This window comes from Amycolatopsis sp. MJM2582 (assembly GCF_000754115.1).
Classification (GTDB): Bacteria; Actinomycetota; Actinomycetes; order Mycobacteriales; family Pseudonocardiaceae; genus Amycolatopsis; species Amycolatopsis japonica.
The window spans coordinates 106,357-119,483 of record NZ_JPLW01000008.1 but is presented as its reverse complement, the minus strand read 5'-3'; the positions used below and the strand labels follow the sequence as shown (position 1 = coordinate 119,483).

The window sequence follows — 13,127 nt, the reverse complement described above, 5'->3', positions numbered from 1 at the left end:
GTGAGTCTCGAATACGAGGCCGAATGAAATACCCCGGCCGAAGAGAAGCCGAAAGAAAGATCCCGAAGATGAAGACGAACGTCACCTTCCCGAGCGCCGGGCTCGCGCTGGCCGGTCTCCTGTTCACCCCGGACGACCACACCGGCGCCCCGCTTCCCGCCGTCGTCGTGTCCCACCCCGGCGGCGGCGTGAAGGAACAGACCGCGTCGATCTACGCCGAGCGTCTGGCCCGCGAGGGTTACGCCACCCTGGTGTTCGACGCCGCCTACCAGGGTGACAGCGAGGGCTTGCCTCGTGGCCTGGAGAACCCCTTCCAGCGCGCCGAGGACGTCCGGGCCGCGGTCACCTACCTGACCACCCGTGACGACATCGACCCGGCCAGGATCGGCGCGCTGGGCATCTGCGCGTCCGGTGGCTACGTCCCGTTCGCCGCGCAGACCGACCACCGGATCAAGGCGGTCGCCACGGTCAGCGCCGTGGACATCCGGAGCCTGCTGGTCGAAGGCCTCGGCCGCACTCAGGGTCCCGAGGTCCTGCAGGCAATGCTGGACCAGGCGGGCGCGCTGCGCACCGCCGAGGCGCGGGGCGAGGCTCCGGCTCTGCAGAACTGGGCGCCGGAGAGCCCGGAAGGGTTGGAGGAAGCTCCGACCCTGTACCGCGAGGCTCAGGACTACTACCGCACCCCGCGCGGCGGGCACACCAACTCCACCAACGAGTGGCCGCTGCGCAGCATCGACCAGATCGCCCAGTACGACTCCTACGCGATGATCAAGCTGATCGCGCCCCGGCCGCTGCTGATGATCATCGGCTCCGACGCCGACACCGGCTACTTCAGCCGCGAGGCCATCGAAAAGGCCGACGAGCCCAAGGAACTGTTCGTCATCGACGGCGCCACCCACGTCGCCCTCTACGACCAGGACGAGCACGTCACCCCCGCGGTCACCAAGCTCACCGGCTTCTTCGGCGAGCACCTGACCGCCTGAACGAGAGGAAATCCCATGGAATCCGTGACCTTCAAGAACCGCACCTGGGACGTCGCCGCCGACGTCCGCTTCCCGGAGGGCTTCGACCCTGCCAAGAAGTACCCGGCGATCATCTGCGCCCACCCGATCAGCAGCTGCAAGGAGCAGACGTCCGGCAGCATCTACGCCGAGCGACTGACCGAACTGGGCTACGTGACGCTGGCGTTCGACGCCTCACACCAGGGTGCGAGCGGTGGCGAGCCACGCTACCTCGAAGACCCCGCCACCCGCGTCGAGGACTTCCGCTGCGCCATCGACTACCTCGTGACGCAGGACTACGTCGACGAGGACCGCATCGGCCTGGTCGGGATCTGCGGTGGCGGTGGCTACGCCGCGAACGCCACGATGACCGACCACCGGATCAAGGCGCTGGGCACCGTCGTCGCCGCGAACTACGGACGGCTCCTGCGCGAAGGCGACATGAGCGCCAACGCCGCGGTCGCGACGCTCGAGGCGATCGGCAAGCAGCGCACCGCCGAGGCCCGCGGCGCGGAGCCGCACATCACCACCTACATCCCCACCTCGGTCGAGGAGCGGGAAAAGGCCGGAATCACCGACATCGACATCGTCAACGCCGTCGAGTACTACACCACCCCCAGGGGCCAGAGCGCCGGATCTCCCAACAAGCTGCGCTTCTCCGGTCTCGAAGCGGCGGTCGGCTTCGACGCCTTCCACCTGGCCGAGGTGTTGCTGACGCAGCCGTTGCAGGTCATCGTCGGCGACGTGCCGGGCGGCTTCGGGTCCTACCGGGACGGTTTCGAACTGTTCGACCGGGCCCGCTCGGAGAAGAAGGACATCTTCGTCGTCCAGGGTGCGAGCCACTACGACCTGTACGACCAGCCGAAGTATGTCGACCAGGCTTTGGCAAAGCTGGGCGCCTTCTTCGAGGAAAACCTCTGAGCAGACAGTGCGGGAGGGGCGGCTGCCGAAGCGGTCGCCCCTTCGGTCGCTGTCAGCGGGAAAGTGCGGCCATGAGCGGACCAGGGTCCGGGTGCTGCGACGTGCCTTGCAGGATGACGGAGGTGGCACCGGCGGCGGCCAGCTCGTCGATCAGAGCACGAGCACGATCGCCGAGGGCGGGGACGTCCGGCTCGATCTCCGCGAAAACGATGACCTGCGGTGCTGGTCGGCCCGCGGCCTGCGCGGCCTCGGCGGCACGGGTGGCCTCGGAAGCGACGTAGTCCGGGGTGGCCAGCAGGGAGTCGAGGAGCACGCCGTCGCCCACCTCGCCGGCCAGCGCGATGGTCTTCGGCCCCCGCCCGCCGATGATCAGGGGCGGGACCTGCACCGGCGGCCAGTCCAGTGCCACCGCGTCGAGGTTCACATAGCGTCCGGTCACGCTGACGGTCTCGCCGTGCAGCAGCCGCCGGACGGCGTCGGCGTGCTCGCGCAGCAACGTCATCGGCGACGCGACCCGGGCGCCGACCTGCGCCATCCAGTCGAGCACCCCGTGCCCGACTGTCGGGACGAACCGGCCGGGGAACATCCGCGCCAGCGTCGCGATCTCCATGGCGGCGACAGCCGGGTTGCGCAGCGGCACCGGCATCAGGCCGATCCCGACGGTGAGCCGCTCGCTCCACGCCAGCGCGGCCGCCGCACTGGTGAGACCACCTTCGAGAAAGCAGTCCTCCCATAGCCACAACTCGTCGATACCGGCCTTATCGGCCGCGATGACGGTCTCCCTCAGCTCCTCTGGCGGCGATTGCGGACGGAACACCACACCAACACGAACCTGAGCCATGGTCTCTACGCTAGTCCCGTCCAAGATCGCCGGCCCGGCGCACGTCTAATCGACGAAGATGTCCTTGTGCGCGTTGGCATCGCCGTATCGGCTCAGGTCCGTGACGCCGGTCTCGCGCAGGACGTCGGCATCGATGAACGCGCGGCCGTTCTTGCGCTCGTGCGGCAGGTCGAGAAGGGCGAGGGCGGCATCGGCCATGATCTCGGGTGATCGGGCGTGGTCGGCACCGCCCACCACGTTGCGGACGGCGGCGGTGTCGATCAGGGTCTCCGGCCACAGGCAGGACGCCGACACCCCGTCAGCGGCGAACTCCGCGGCCCAGCCCAGGGTCAGCAAGGTCATGCCGTACTTCGAGGTCGTGTAGGCCGGATGGATCCCCAGCCAGCGCGGCGCGAGGTTCAACGGCGGCGAGAGCGTGATGATCGAGCCTCGGGACTCACGCAAATAGGGCAGGGCGGCCGTGGTGAGCAGCCAGGTGCCGCGGATGTTGACCTCGTGCATCAACGTGAACTTCTTCGCCGGAGTCTCCAGGGTGCCCGCGGTGTGGATCGCGCTGGCGTTGTTGACGACGACGTCGACGCCACCGAACTCCGCCACGGCGGTCGCGATCAGCTTGGCGGTGTCCTCTTCGGATCGGACGTCGCCGACCACCCCCACCGCGCGGCCGCCGGCCCGCCGGATCGCCTCGATGGCGGTGTGGATCGTGCCGGGCAGATTCGGTTGGGGCACATCGGTCTTGGCAAGGAGCGCCACGTTACCGCCGCGGCGCGCGAAGGCCAAGGCGGTGGCCAGGCCGATCCCGCGGCTTCCGCCGGACATCACCAGGGTGCGGCTCACGGATTCGTCCTCTTCCGGTCGATCTGCTCGCGGAGAAGCCCTTTGACGAGCTTGCCCACGGAGTTCCTGGGGAGTTCGGTCCTGACGTGGATCTCGGCGGGCGTCTTGTACCGCGCGAGCGAACGGGAGCAGTGCTCGGCGAGTTCTTCCGCGGTCACGGTCAATCCGGGTTTGGTCGCGACGAAGGCGACCGGGACCTCGCCGTAGACGTCGTCCGGCCTTCCGACGACAGCGGCTTCGAGAACGGCCGGGTGGCCGTAGAGGCGCTCCTCGATCTCCTTGGGATAGATGTTCTCGCCACCACGGATGATCATGTCCTTGATCCGGTCGACGAGGATCAAGTAGCCCTCGTCGTCGAGGATCCCGACGTCGCCGGTGTGCAACCAGCCGTCGCGTACCACTCTCGCCGTCTCCTCGGGCCTGCCGAGGTAGCCGCGCATCACGTTCGCTCCCCGGATGACGACTTCGCCGCGCTGTCCCGGCGGGAGCCGTTCCCCGTCGGGGGAAACGACGGCGACTTCCTGACCGGGCAGGGTGATCCCGACCGTTCCGGCCTTGCGGGGCCCGTCGACCGGATTGATGGTCGAGGCCACGCTGCCTTCCGAGAGCCCGTATCCCTCCACGACCGGGACCTTGAACCTGTCCTCGAACCGGGTGATGAGCTCGGCGGGCATCGGCGCGGCGCCGCAGATGACGAACCGCAGCGAAGACGTGTCCACCTCGCGTTCGGTCTTGGCGTCCAGGAGCGCGTACATCGTCGGCACCGCCGAGAAGTAGGTCGGCCGGTGGGTTTCGACCTGGTCCCAGAAGTCCGCCGGGGAGAAGCGCGGCGCGATGACCACGTTCCCTCCCGCGCGCAGTGCCGAAAGGACACTGGCGACCAGTCCGTTGACGTGGAACAGCGGAAGCACGAGGAGACTGGTGTCGGCGGCGGTGAGGCCGAAATGCTCGATGAGGGACGTACTCATCGCGTCGAGGTTCGCGTGATCCAGGAGCACGCCCTTGGGTTTGCCGGTCGTACCGCTGGTGTAGATGATCAACGCGAAGTCGGACCGATCCGCGACCGGGGCCACGTCGGGAACATCGCCCGCCGCGTGGACGGAGCGCGCCTCGATCCACGCGATCCCGGTCGACTCCGCCAACGCGCCGGCGCGCTCGTCGCCCACGAGGACGGCGGCCGTCGAGTCCTGCAGTTGGTAGCGCACCTCGTCGTCGGTGAGCGCCGGGTTGACCGGTGTCAGTGCGGCCCCTCGGCACCACGCGGCGAACATCGTCGTCGCGATCTCCGAGCAGTTCGGCAGCATGACCGCCACGGTGTCGCCGGCGGCGACGCCCATCGTCTCGAACCGGTGCGCAAGGCGGCGGACAGAATCGGCGAAGGCCGTGTTGTCGAGGGTGTCTGCCTGGTCAGCGATGCACGGGCCGTGCGGATCGAGCTCCTCACGGAGGAACGGAATCCGTGCTGGTTCGCTGGGAATGTCCATGGAACGACGCTAAATCCCGCTCGCGGAAACGACACTGGCCCGCGTGGACAAGACCCGGCCTGCTCCTTCGTCCCCGAAGACCAGTGGCGGCCGTCACAGGAAGTGGGAGACTGCACACGTGGTAGACGACGAGCTCCGCAAGCAGGTGGAGACGGTGGCCGCGGCGCTCAACGACAACACCGCGACCCTCACAGCCGGTCTGCGAGACCTCTTGTCCACCCGGATCGAGGAGCTCGCCGGCGACGCCGCGATCCTGGACCTGCTGGGATCGAGCATCGAGGGAAACCTCGAGAACATCCTGCACGCGTTGCGGCACTCGATCAGCGTCGAGAACCTCGAGCCGCCGTCCGCCGCCTTCGAGTACGCGCGACGGCTGGCCCAGCGCGGCGTCCCGGTCAGTGCACTGGTGCGGGCCTACCGGCTGGCGCAGCAGAACCTTCTCGAATCCGCCTTCCGCGAATGCCGGGACCGGCACGCCGACCCGCTGATGCAGGCGGCCAGCTACCAGCGCTTCGTGACCGTCACCTTCGACTACATCGATTGGATCTCGCAGCGCATCGTCACCGTCTACGAGAGTGAACGCGAGCGCTGGCTGACCGAGCGCAACACCGCCCGCGTGGGCCGGGTCGAGGACCTGATCAGCGGCTTGACCAGCGATATCGACGCGGTCGAGGCGGTGATCGGCTACCGGCTGCGGGTCCCCCACCTCGGCGTGGTCCTGTGGGTGCACGAGACGGGCGCGCAGCAGGATCAGCTGTCCCGGTTCACCCGTACGGTGACGACGATGGCGGAGAAGCTCGGCTCCGGACGGAGCCCGCTGGTCATCCCGCGAGACCGGGCCAGCGCGTGGGCTTGGATCCCGGTCGCCGACGGCTTCACACCCGACATCGCCACCGTGCGGCCCCTGCTCGACGACGCCGCCGGACCGCCGCTTCCCCAGGTCGCGCTCGGCGCGGTGCACTCCGGGCTCGACGGCTTCCGCCGGACACATCTGGAGGCGATCCAGGCGCAGCGGGTCGCCATGGTCCGCGACGATCCGACCCATCCGGTGACCGGGTTCCACGAGCCCGGCCTCAATGTGGCCGCGCTCTTTGCGCTCGATCTCGACGTGACACGACGGTGGGTGCACGAGATCCTGGGCGATCTCGCCCGCATCGACGAGCAGTACGAACGCTTGCGCGAGACGTTGCTGATCTTCTTCCGCCACGACAGCAGTTACACCGCGACGGCGGAGGCGATGCTCATGCACAAGAACTCGGTGAAGTACCGGATCGCCGGCGCCGAAAAGGTACTCGGACGGGCGATCCGGGACGACCGTCAGGCGATCGAGCTCGCCGTCACGGCCTGCCACTGGCTGGGCCGGACCATGCTGATCAGCTGAGCCCGGCGAGAGCCGTCTTGGCCGCGTTGTACCCGCACATCCCGTGCGCACCCGCGCCCGGCGGTGTGGCCGCCGAGCACAGGTAGACACCGGGCACGCCGACCGCGTACGGATTGAGCGTGACCCGAGGCCGGAACACCAGCTGCAGCGGGGAATTCGCCCCGGTCACGACGTCGCCGCCGATGTAGTTCGGGTTGTGCTCCTCCATCTGGACGGCGGAGCGGACATGGCGGGCGAGGACGCGATCCTTGAACCCCGGGGCGAACCGCTCGATCTGCCGCTCGATCGCCGCGGTCGCGTCGCCCGTGTACCCGGCGGGCACGTGCGCGTAGGCGTAGAGCGGGTTCTTACCGTCTTTCGACCTGCTGGGATCGGCGAGATACTGCTGACCCACCAGCACGAAGGGCCGCTCGGGCATACCGCCCCGGGCGACCTCCCGCTCCGCGGCGGCGATCTCCTCGACAGACCCTCCGATGTGGACGGTCCCGGCCCGGCGGGAGTTCTCGTGTTTCCAGGGCACCTCGCCGTCCATGGCGAACTCGACCTTGAAGACCCCGGGTCCGTGCCGATAGCGGCTCAGGGCACGACGGACCCGGCTCGGCATCCGTTCGCCCACGATCGACACCGCTGCCGACGGCGCGACGTCGAGCATCACCACGTCCGGCTCGCCGAGTTCGGCGAGGGTCCGCACTGTCGTGCCGGTGAGAACCTTGCCGCCATGGCTTTCCAGGGCGGCGACCATCGCGGCGCTGATCGCCGCGGACCCGCCTTCGGCGACCGGCCACCCGTAGGCGTGGGCGGCGGTCCCTAGGGCGACCCCGATCGCGGAGGACATCGGCGAGGACAACGGCCGCATCGCGTGGGCGGCGACCCCGGCGTAGAGAGCGCGTGCCTCCGGCGTGGACCAGCGGGACGCGAGCACCGACGCGGGCAGGCTCGACAGGAGCCCGAACCGCGCGAGTGCCAGTGGATGAGCGGGCACGTGCAGCATCGGGCGGAGGAAGTCCTCGGTGATCCGTTCGAAGTTCTCCGTGAGCGGCCCGAACACGTGCCGCCAGCGGCGAGCGTCGTCACCCAGCCCGGCCGCGGTGTCGCCGACCGAGCGGAGCGCTGCCGCTCCACGGCCGCCGTCGAGCGGGTGGGAGTACTGCACCTCCGGCCACAGCCAGCGCAGACCGTGGCTGTGCAGGTCGGCCTCGCGCGAGAACGGCGTGTCGACCGCGAGCGGGTGGAAACCCGAGCACTCGTCGTGGATCAATCCCGGCAGGGTGAGTTCGCTGCTGCGGGTGCCTCCCCCGGCGACGTGCGCGGCCTCGATCACCGTCACCTGCAGACCGGCCTTGGCCAGTGTGACCGCGGCGGCGAGGCCGTTGGGCCCGCTGCCGACGACGACTGCCGTGGTCATCGCTGAACCTCCTCGCGATCGGTCGCCGGCTTCGGGTACCGCACGCGTTCGTAACCCCGCATGCGCCATTGCACGTCGACCGCGATGGGCCCGTTCGGCAGCCAGGGCTGCTCGGCGACGGCGTCCTCGGCACGGTAGACGCCGCGCTCGACGACGCCCAGAGCGGCATCGATCACCTGGTAGCGGAGGTGGTTCCGGTGCACCGGCTGCGACTCGATCCACACCACCACGAACTCCCCCGGCCGGAACCCGCAGCGGCGCTGCAGGGACTCGATGAACCGGGCGTCGTGCATGTGGCCGTCGCCGAAGTTGAACCCGATGATGCAGTTCGTGCTGAACTCCGCTTCCCGCAGGGTGTAGTGATCGATGTCGGCGCCGAGCTGGTTGATCATGATCGAGTTGAGCGCTCGGCCTTGGCTGTGCATGGCCCGCCAGCCCAGCAGCTGGTGCATCACGACTTCGGCCGCTTCGGGACCGTAAAGGGCGGAGAGCTGCTTGACGGTCATCTCGGAGGGCTTCACCAGATGCTGGTCGAGACGATCCTCGGCGCCGGGAGCGAACGCCCACATCGCCGATGCCCAGTTTCCGGCGTACTGCCGCATCGAAGGCAGGAACGACACCAGATCGGGCCGGAGATTGCCCAAGACCGGGAAGAACAGGACGCCCACCACGGTCAGCGCGAGCAGGGCCGCGTCCATGTCACCGAGGCCGTAGCCTGCCCAGTTCGGGTGGCCGAGAAAGAGGAAGACCGCGGCGAAGGCGAACAGGATGTTCCATTCGAGCGGCACCGCGAGCGGGAACGTCGAGGTGATGAACAGGTGGAAGCACACCATCACCCCGGCGGCGAGCAGGGCCACGGTGGCGTTGACGGTGAACAACAGCACCAGCGGCGTCACGATTTCGACGAAAGTGCCGCCGACGTGCGCGAGCAGCGAACCTCGGTACGACGGGCGCAGATCACGGGGAAAGTCCTTGTAGTGCATACGTTTGACCGCCTTGGACGGGAGCCACGGCGTGTTGCTGACCATCGGCGGGACCACCATCGAGAAATGCTTGCCGAACTTGGAAAAACCGGCGCCGAACCACACGGCCACGATCAGCACCTTGAGCGCGACGATCATGTCCACGACCGGGAAGGCCGCGAAGAAGATGATCGCGGGCAGGTACTGCTCGCCACGGGCCTGCAGGAAGAAGACCTTGTCGCGCAGTCCCAACGTCACCATGAGCACGGCGAGCACGGCCGCGACCGCGGGCATCACCCGGCCCGCGTCGAAGCCGACCCGTGTGAGGTCCGCGTCCGCAGTGCCGGGAAGCAGGAGCCCGGCGAGCAGGACGGCGATGACCGCGGCGTAAAGCAGGACATCCACGCCCGTGCGGCGGTCACCACCGGTCAGGGGGACGCGCTTCCACGGTGCCTGCCGGATCGTGTCGACCTTCAGGTAGGTGCGCCAACCGCAAGTGAACGGCTTGAAGTGGCCGGCGAGCGGCCCCCAGGAACCGCCTGCGCCGAGGGCCTCGAGGAACACCGTCCAGAGAATCAGCTTCTGATAGAAGATCGGCTCGGTCCACCAGGACGAGAACTCCAGGGGATTGAGCCCCGACGTGAGCGCGGAGATCAGCAGCCCACCGACGACGTAGACCACGAGAAGCTTCGCGAGGTAGATGACGTGGGTCATCTTCGGCGTTCCGAAGCCGTACTCGACCCAGTGCCGGGACAACACTTTGATCCGTTCGAGATAGGGCAGCTCGAACAACCTGGCAGGGTCAACAGGCGGGAAGTCCCCGGTCTTGAATCCCATGATTCGACTCCTCGGGCCACACGGCGGTGATTGCCGACCGAACGTAGGTCCGGGAGTGAGGTCGAGGTCACAGCTCGATCGACCAAAGATCCCGGAGGCGTTCGTCCCAAGGCGACAAAGACCGAGGCGCGCTTGGTCGCCGCGCACAAACCCGGGGTTCGCCTTCAGTACTCGAAGAGCCTGACAAGGGTGTGCGACACCGACTCGGCGAAGTCGTCCACGCCGAGGCGGTCCGCCGGGTCGAACCATTCGCCGATGAGCGCGAGCCCTCCCAGCGCCAGGTTCAGGGTCCTGTGCAGTTCGTCGGCCTTCCGCCGGTCCGTGGCCAGCTCATCCACCACGCTACGGAAGATCAGGGTCTGCTCACGACGGAGTTCGTCACGACGGGCCTCCAAGGCCGCGACCGGGACCCTCACTTTGAGGAACAGCGGGATGAACTCGGGGTACTCGCGAAGAGTGATCGCGGCTTCCTCTCGGAACATCAGCCGCAGCCTCTCCCGTGGCGGGTGCGCCGACTCCGCGATCCCGGCGAGCCGGGGGAACACCTCCGCGGCCGCGTGCTCCATGCACCTGAGGAACAGCTCTTCCTTCGACGAGAAGTAGTGGTAAAGGCTGGGACCGCGCAGGTCCAAAGCCGCGCCGATGTCTTCGAAGTTCGTCGCCTCGTAGCCGCGCTCGGCGAAGAGCCGGGCAGCGGTGTGCTCGATGAGCCGGATCCGCTCGGCTCGTTTCCGCATCGCCCGCGTCTCGACCACCACGACCTCCTCACTTGCCCAAGCTAAGTGCACAATATATTATCTATTCGCCCGTAGGGAATCTAGCGACCAGGAGAATCGTGGAAGCGGCAGGCGTACAGGTACCGCACACCGACGACGTCTTCGTCGGTGGCGAATGGCGTCCGGCGACAGGAGACGTGCACACCATCGTCTCCCCTTCGGACGCGAAACCGGTCGGAACGGCTCGGCAGGCGTCCGAAACGGACGCGACCGCCGCGGTGGATGCCGCCGTCTCCGCCCGCGACGCGTGGGCCGCCACTCCCCTGGCCGATCGGGTCGCGCTGTGCACCCGCTGGCTGGAGTCGGTGGACCGGCGTGCGGCCGATCTGGACGTGGTGTGGGCCGTCGAGGCGGGAATGCCGGTGCGGCACGGCAGGGCACTGCACCGGTTCGGCACCGTCGCCGCGTGGCGGTCGGCGCTCGACGGCGCCGAGGAGATGCTGCGGGAGCGGCGCCGATCCTCGGAACTCGGTGACGTCCTGCTGCGCCGGGAACCTGCCGGCGTGGTGGCGGCGATGCTCCCCTACAACGGTCCGGTCGTGACGGTGGCGTCGAAGGTCGTCCCGGCGTTGCTCGCTGGATGCCCTCTGGTCGTCAAGGCGGCACCGGAATCCTCACTGACGATGGCGTTGGTGGCAGACTGCGCCCGGCAGGCCGGTTTCCCCGCCGGAGTGGTGAACTTCGTGTCGGGACCGGTCGTCGTCGGGCAGGCACTGACCCGGGATTCCCGGGTGGATCTGGTGTCGCTGACCGGCGGCCACGCGGCGGCGCAGGACGTCCTCGCGGCGACGCACGGCCGGTACGCGCGCACTCAACTGGAGCTCGGCGGAAAATCGCCTGCGGTGATTTTGGACGACGCGCCGCTCGACAAAGTGTTGCGGGCGTTGGTTCCCGGCGCCACCAACGGTGCGGGGCAGGTGTGTGCGCTGTTGTCGCGGATCCTCGTTTCGGAGCGGCGGCACGACGAGGTCGTCGACCGGTTGAAGACAACCTGGGAACGTCTGGTGATCGGCGATCCGCTGGACCCTGCGACGCACATCGGCCCCATGATCAACGAGGCCGCCCTGCGTCGCACCGAAGGTTTTGTCGCCAGGGCACGCGATGACGGCGCACGGCTGGTCACCGGCGGAGAACGACCGGCGGGTCTGGAGAACGGCTGGTTTCACCGGCCGACGCTCTTCACCGACGTCGCCGAGGACGCCGAACTGATTCGCCGTGAGGTGTTCGGGCCGGTGACCGCGGTGCAGGTGTATCGCGACGTCGACGACGCCGTCCGGCTGGCCAACGCCACCGACTTCGGGTTGTCGGGTGCCGTCTACACCGCCGATGTCGAGGCGGGGCTGGAGGTGGCAGGCCGGATCCGCGCCGGTGCGGTGGCGGTCAACTCGTTCGGCCCGGCGATGAGCGCCCCCTTCGGCGGGATCGGGGCGTCGGGCTGGGGCCGCGAGTCCGGGCCGGAAGGGATTCTCGGTTTCACCGAACTCAAGCAGATCCTCGTCGGTGCCGCATGAACGCCGGACCACTGGCGGGACTGAAAGTCGTCGAACTCGCCGGGATCGGGCCAGGGCCCTGGTGCGGCATGCTGCTCAGCGACCTCGGCGCCGAAGTGCTGCGAGTGGACCGGCCGAGCGCCGTCGGCACCATGCGCACCGACCTCGGTGCCGCCAACGGCAGACAGCCCGCTTTCGTGAACGACCGGGGACGGCGCTCGATCGCGGTCGACCTGAAACATCCGCGTGGCGCCGAAGTAGTACTGCGGCTGGTCGAACAGGCCGACGTCCTCATCGAAGGCAACCGGCCGGGGGTCGCCGAACGGCTCGGTGTAGGGCCCGAAGACTGCTTCGCACGCAACCCCGGCCTGGTTTACGGAAGGGCGACGGGCTGGGGCCAGGACGGCCCGCTGAGCCAGACCGCCGGACACGACCTCAACTACCTCGCAACGTCCGGCCTGCTCGCGGCGATGGGCCCCGCCGGCGGGGCTCCGGCGATCCCGCTCAACCTGCTCGGCGATTACGCCGGTGGTGGCCTGATGCTCGCCATGGGACTGGTGGCGGCCCTGTGGGAAGCCCGGAACGGCGGCCCCGGCCAGGTCGTCGACGCGTCGATGCTCGACGGCATCGCCCTGCTCGGCGGCGTCTTCTACGGACAACGCCAAGCCGGGATGCTCGGTCTCGAACGAGGCGGCAACACCCTCGACGGCGGCGCGCCCTTCTACACCGTCTACGAGACCTCCGACGGCGGCTGGATGGCCGTCGCCGCGATCGAAGCGAAGTTCTTCGGCGAACTGCTCGACGTCCTCGAACTGTCACCGGAACTCGCCGCGGTCCAGTGGAACCGAGCCGAGTGGCCGTCGCTGCACGCGAAGATCGCCGACGCCTTCCGCACTCGCCCGCGGAGCGAGTGGGAGAGCCGGTTCGACGGGCGGGAAGCATGCACGACACCCGTCCTCGACCTCGACGAGGCACTGCACCACGAACACGCCACGGCGAGGGCGAGTTTCGTGCCCGTCGACGGCGTGCTGCAGCCCGCGCCCGCGCCGCGTTTCAGCCGGACTCCCGGCGCCATCCAAGGCCCCGCGGTCCCTGCCGGGGCCGACACGGACACCGCGCTGCACGACTGGGGCCTCTCCGAGGACGAAGTAACCGCGTTGCGAACGTCCGGAGCGATCGTCTAGGCCGACAC

General features: G+C 68.6%; 11 protein-coding genes. 5 read left to right on the top strand and 6 right to left on the bottom strand.

The genetic code is table 11. The features are described 5' to 3' along the window. Positions 1 to 68 precede the first annotated feature (68 nt). Both ED92_RS37970 and ED92_RS37965 read left to right on the top strand, forming a co-directional pair. Positions 69 to 983, top strand: coding sequence for an alpha/beta hydrolase (locus tag ED92_RS37970; protein ID WP_037347464.1), 915 nt, complete (start codon positions 69 to 71; stop codon positions 981 to 983). A gap of 15 nt (positions 984 to 998) precedes the next feature. Then, complete coding sequence (locus tag ED92_RS37965) at positions 999 to 1,922, top strand: alpha/beta hydrolase (RefSeq protein WP_037347200.1); 924 nt, start codon at positions 999 to 1,001, stop codon at positions 1,920 to 1,922. A 52-nt stretch (positions 1,923 to 1,974) separates the two neighbouring features. Here ED92_RS37965 and ED92_RS37960 read toward each other — a convergent pair whose 3' ends face one another. The 3 genes from ED92_RS37960 to ED92_RS37950 are packed head-to-tail and all read right to left on the bottom strand — an operon-like array spanning position 1,975 to position 5,084. After that, positions 1,975 to 2,763 carry an LLM class flavin-dependent oxidoreductase gene (locus ED92_RS37960; RefSeq protein WP_037347198.1) on the bottom strand — a complete coding sequence of 263 codons (789 nt, stop codon included), beginning with the start codon at positions 2,761 to 2,763 and terminating at the stop codon, positions 1,975 to 1,977. Positions 2,764 to 2,808: 45 nt separating this feature from the next. Then, positions 2,809 to 3,600 (bottom strand): SDR family oxidoreductase, encoded by a 792-nt coding sequence (locus tag ED92_RS37955; protein ID WP_037347196.1) that lies wholly within the window; start codon positions 3,598 to 3,600, stop codon positions 2,809 to 2,811. Then, positions 3,597 to 5,084: a class I adenylate-forming enzyme family protein gene (locus ED92_RS37950; protein ID WP_037347195.1), complete on the bottom strand. Its 1,488-nt coding sequence runs from the start codon at positions 5,082 to 5,084 to the stop codon at positions 3,597 to 3,599. The genes ED92_RS37955 and ED92_RS37950 overlap by 4 nt, the downstream gene beginning before the upstream one ends. 118 nt (positions 5,085 to 5,202) lie before the next feature. On the opposite strand from ED92_RS37950, the gene ED92_RS37945 reads away from it, so the two are divergent. Further along, complete coding sequence (locus tag ED92_RS37945; RefSeq protein WP_037347193.1) at positions 5,203 to 6,465, top strand: CdaR family transcriptional regulator; 1,263 nt, start codon at positions 5,203 to 5,205, stop codon at positions 6,463 to 6,465. Here the strand turns inward: ED92_RS37945 and ED92_RS37940 are convergent. From ED92_RS37940 to ED92_RS41550, 3 genes are all read right to left on the bottom strand, one after another. After that, positions 6,458 to 7,870 (bottom strand): NAD(P)/FAD-dependent oxidoreductase, encoded by a 1,413-nt coding sequence (locus ED92_RS37940; RefSeq protein ID WP_037347190.1) that lies wholly within the window; start codon positions 7,868 to 7,870, stop codon positions 6,458 to 6,460. The genes ED92_RS37945 and ED92_RS37940 overlap by 8 nt on opposite strands. After that, positions 7,867 to 9,669, bottom strand: a complete 1,803-nt coding sequence (locus tag ED92_RS37935) for a DUF3556 domain-containing protein (RefSeq protein ID WP_052121184.1) — start codon at positions 9,667 to 9,669, stop codon at positions 7,867 to 7,869. The genes ED92_RS37940 and ED92_RS37935 overlap by 4 nt, the downstream gene beginning before the upstream one ends. Positions 9,670 to 9,833: 164 nt before the next feature. Continuing rightward, positions 9,834 to 10,424: a TetR/AcrR family transcriptional regulator gene (locus tag ED92_RS41550; protein WP_052121181.1), complete on the bottom strand. Its 591-nt coding sequence runs from the start codon at positions 10,422 to 10,424 to the stop codon at positions 9,834 to 9,836. An 80-nt stretch (positions 10,425 to 10,504) separates the two neighbouring features. On the opposite strand from ED92_RS41550, the gene ED92_RS37925 reads away from it, so the two are divergent. Next, positions 10,505 to 11,956, top strand: coding sequence for an aldehyde dehydrogenase family protein (locus ED92_RS37925; RefSeq protein ID WP_037347189.1), 1,452 nt, complete (start codon positions 10,505 to 10,507; stop codon positions 11,954 to 11,956). Beyond that, on the top strand, positions 11,953 to 13,119 hold the full coding sequence (locus ED92_RS37920) for a CaiB/BaiF CoA-transferase family protein (RefSeq protein WP_037347188.1): 1,167 nt from the start codon (positions 11,953 to 11,955) through the stop codon (positions 13,117 to 13,119). Before ED92_RS37925 ends, ED92_RS37920 begins: the two co-directional genes overlap by 4 nt. Positions 13,120 to 13,127: the final 8 nt, after the last annotated feature.

Excerpts from the sequence above, each read along its gene's own strand:
- ED92_RS37970 (WP_037347464.1), top strand. The coding sequence starts at position 69 with ATGAAGACGAACGTCACCTTCCCGAGCGCCGGGCTCGCGCTGGCCGGT.
- ED92_RS37965 (WP_037347200.1), top strand. The coding sequence starts at position 999 with ATGGAATCCGTGACCTTCAAGAACCGCACCTGGGACGTCGCCGCCGAC.
- ED92_RS37960 (WP_037347198.1), bottom strand. The coding sequence starts at position 2,763 with ATGGCTCAGGTTCGTGTTGGTGTGGTGTTCCGTCCGCAATCGCCGCCA.
- ED92_RS37950 (WP_037347195.1), bottom strand. The coding sequence starts at position 5,084 with ATGGACATTCCCAGCGAACCAGCACGGATTCCGTTCCTCCGTGAGGAG.
- ED92_RS37940 (WP_037347190.1), bottom strand. The coding sequence starts at position 7,870 with ATGACCACGGCAGTCGTCGTCGGCAGCGGGCCCAACGGCCTCGCCGCC.
- ED92_RS37935 (WP_052121184.1), bottom strand. The coding sequence starts at position 9,669 with ATGGGATTCAAGACCGGGGACTTCCCGCCTGTTGACCCTGCCAGGTTG.
- ED92_RS37920 (WP_037347188.1), top strand. The coding sequence starts at position 11,953 with ATGAACGCCGGACCACTGGCGGGACTGAAAGTCGTCGAACTCGCCGGG.